The organism is Brevundimonas sp., from assembly GCF_016463485.1.
Taxonomy (GTDB): Bacteria; Pseudomonadota; Alphaproteobacteria; order Caulobacterales; family Caulobacteraceae; genus Brevundimonas.
Genome location: NZ_JAEMRD010000237.1, coordinates 1 through 2,723, shown reverse-complemented (window position 1 = coordinate 2,723; position 2,723 = coordinate 1). Strand labels below are relative to the sequence as shown.

The 2,723-nt window shown below is 67.4% G+C and carries 3 protein-coding genes; all 3 read left to right on the top strand.

Features of this window, described 5'->3' with window-relative positions; all coding sequences use genetic code 11:
* Positions 1-464 (top strand): cytochrome c-type biogenesis protein (locus tag JHC99_RS18390; protein WP_292156138.1); only part of this gene is annotated, 464 nt, incomplete at its 5' end.
* A gap of 87 nt (positions 465-551) precedes the next feature.
* A complete protein-coding gene (locus JHC99_RS18385) occupies positions 552-2,099 on the top strand; it encodes a trypsin-like peptidase domain-containing protein (RefSeq protein WP_292156137.1) in 1,548 nt (515 codons plus the stop codon).
* 69 nt (positions 2,100-2,168) lie between these two features.
* Positions 2,169-2,723 (top strand): response regulator transcription factor (locus tag JHC99_RS18380; protein ID WP_292156136.1); only part of this gene is annotated, 555 nt, incomplete at its 3' end.

Sequence of the window (2,723 nt, the reverse complement as noted above, 5' to 3'; positions counted from 1 at the left end):
GGGCACGGGCCTCCCCCGCCCAGGAGGCCCGTGCCCAGGCCCTGTTCGAGGAGGTCCGCTGCGTCGTCTGCCAGCATGAGTCGATCGCCGATTCCCCCGCCGGGATCGCCGCCGATATGCGCCGTCTGGTGCGCGAGGAGATCGCCTCGGGATCCAGCGACGACGCCGTCCGCGCCGACCTGGTGCGGCGCTGGGGCGATTTCATCCTGTTCAAGCCGCCGGTGAACACGGCGACCTGGCTCCTGTGGTTCGGGCCGGCCCTGGCCGTGCTGCTGATCGGAGGCCTGTTCGGCTGGCGGGCCCTGTCGCGCCGCCAGCCAGAGACCTCGGCCCCTCTTTCGTTCGAGGAAGAGACCGAACTGGCCGAACTTCTCGCGCACGGGGATGTTCGCCCCGATACGGACGCAAACCCGCCCCACGACGGGCGTCAGGCGGGATCAACCATCGTTCCGCCTTCGGACTGAGCCTGGCTTGGCTCTTTGCGGAACGGCTCTATATCTCAACGCGGAACGGCGTCGCGAAGACGCCGACAAGAGGATCGCTAAACGACGATGCTGAAGCGCAAGGAGTTCATTCTGGGGGCCGCCTGCGGCCTGCTGGTCGCCGCGGGCGCCACCGCCGGGGGCGTCATTTCCTGGCCGGGAGCCTATGCCGAAACCCGCCCTGGCCAGATCGTCGCCTCGGCCGGCGCTTCCGGCCTGGCCTTCGCCCCACCCCAGGGGGCGCCTCTCAGCTTCGCCGACATCGTCCAGCAGGTCGCCCCCGCCGTGGTTCAGATCGAGGTCGAGACCCCCGTCGAGCGCCCGCAGGGCATGCAGGGGTTCCAGATTCCCGGAATGCCGGGCTTCGTCATTCCCGGCCCACAAGGACAGCCCGCGAACCCCGACGCGGAACCGGAGCTGGCTCAGGGTGCCGGATCGGGCTTCTTCATCTCGGCGGACGGCTTCATCGTCACCAACAATCACGTCGTGGCCAACGCCAAGTCAATCAAGGTTAAAATGAGCGACGGCCGCACCCTGGACGCCACCCTGGTGGGTCGCGATCAGGGCACGGATCTGGCCGTCATCAAGGTCGAGGGTTCGGACTTCAAGTTCGTCAGCTTCGAGGAATCGGCCGAACCTCGTGTGGGTGACTGGGTCGTGGCCGTGGGCAATCCCTTCGGCCTGGGCGGTACGGCGACGGCCGGCATCGTGTCGGCCAAGGCCCGCGACATCGATCCGACCGGCTACAATGACTACCTCCAGATCGACGCGGCCATCAACCGGGGCAACTCGGGCGGTCCGACCTTCGACATCTACGGCCGTGTGATTGGGGTAAACTCTGCGATCTTCTCGCCCACGGGCGGTTCCGTTGGCATCGGTTTCGCCATTCCGGCGGCCACGGCCAAGGCCATCACCGATCAGCTCATGCGGGGCCAGGCCATTCAGCGCGGCTATATCGGCGTGGGCATCCGCAGCCTTTCGCCGGATCAGTGGGAAGCCCTGGGCGAATCCAAGGAGTTCAAGGGCGGCTTGGTCGAAACGGTCAGCCCGGATGGCCCTGCCGCGCGCGGCGGCGTCCGTGTCGGCGACTACATCGTGTCGGTGAACGGTGAAGCGGTCGAGAACGGGACCGACATCACTCGCCAGGTGGGCCGCGCCAAACCGAATGACAACATCCGCATCGAGGTCGTCCGCGACGGTCGTCGTCAGACCCTGACAGTCCGGTCCGGCACTCGCCCACCAGAAGACGAACTGAACGCCGAGAACGAGGACGGAGCGACCCCGTTCGGCCAGCCGCCGTCAGCCGACGGCGGAACGGTGGTCGAAGGTGCCGGCGTCTCCGCCATCACCCCGGCTCTTCGCGAGCGATACGGCATACCGACCACAGTGGAAGGCGTCGTCGTGACCCGCGTCACGCCCGGCACCGGCGCGGCAACCCTCGGCCTTCCGGTCGGGTCCGTCATCACGCGCGCGAACAACCGCGCTGTGACGTCCGCTGCCGATCTTGAGGCGGTGGTCGCGGCCGCCAAGGAAGCTGGCCGGCCTGGCGTGTTCATGCTGGTGTGGACGCCCCGTGGCACGGTGACCGCCGTCCTGCCGCTTCCCAAGCCTGAATAATCGCTAACTCACGTAATCGCCGCCGATGCGCTAGCATCGGCGGCGAATTGATTCAGTGAGGGGCGAGCCATGAAGATTCTGGTGGTCGAGGACGACGCCGAGGCGGCGACGGCGATGGTCCGGGGCCTGACCGAGGCGGGACACGAGGTCGCCCATGCGGTCGATGGCGCCTATGGCCTGCTCGAGGCCCAGCGCGGTGGCTATGACGTCTATGTCGTGGACCGGATGATGCCGCGCCTGGACGGGATCGGCATGGTCGAGACCCTGCGCAAGGACGGCGACCAGACGCCGGTCCTGTTCCTTTCGGCGCTCGGCGAGGTCGAGGACCGGATCACAGGCCTGAAGGCCGGCGGCGACGACTATCTGGTCAAGCCCTATGCCTTCGCCGAACTGGTCGCCCGGGTCGAGGCCCTGTCGCGCCGTCGCGAGACCGGCGGGGTCCAGACCGTGCTCAAGGTCGGTGACCTGGAGATGAACCTGATCGCCCGCACCGTGCATCGCGGCACCACCGAGATCGACCTCCAGCCGCGCGAGTTCCAGCTGCTGGAGTTCCTGATGCGTCACGCCAACCAGTCGGTGACCCGCACCATGCTGCTGGAGAAGGTCTGGGAATACCATTTCGAC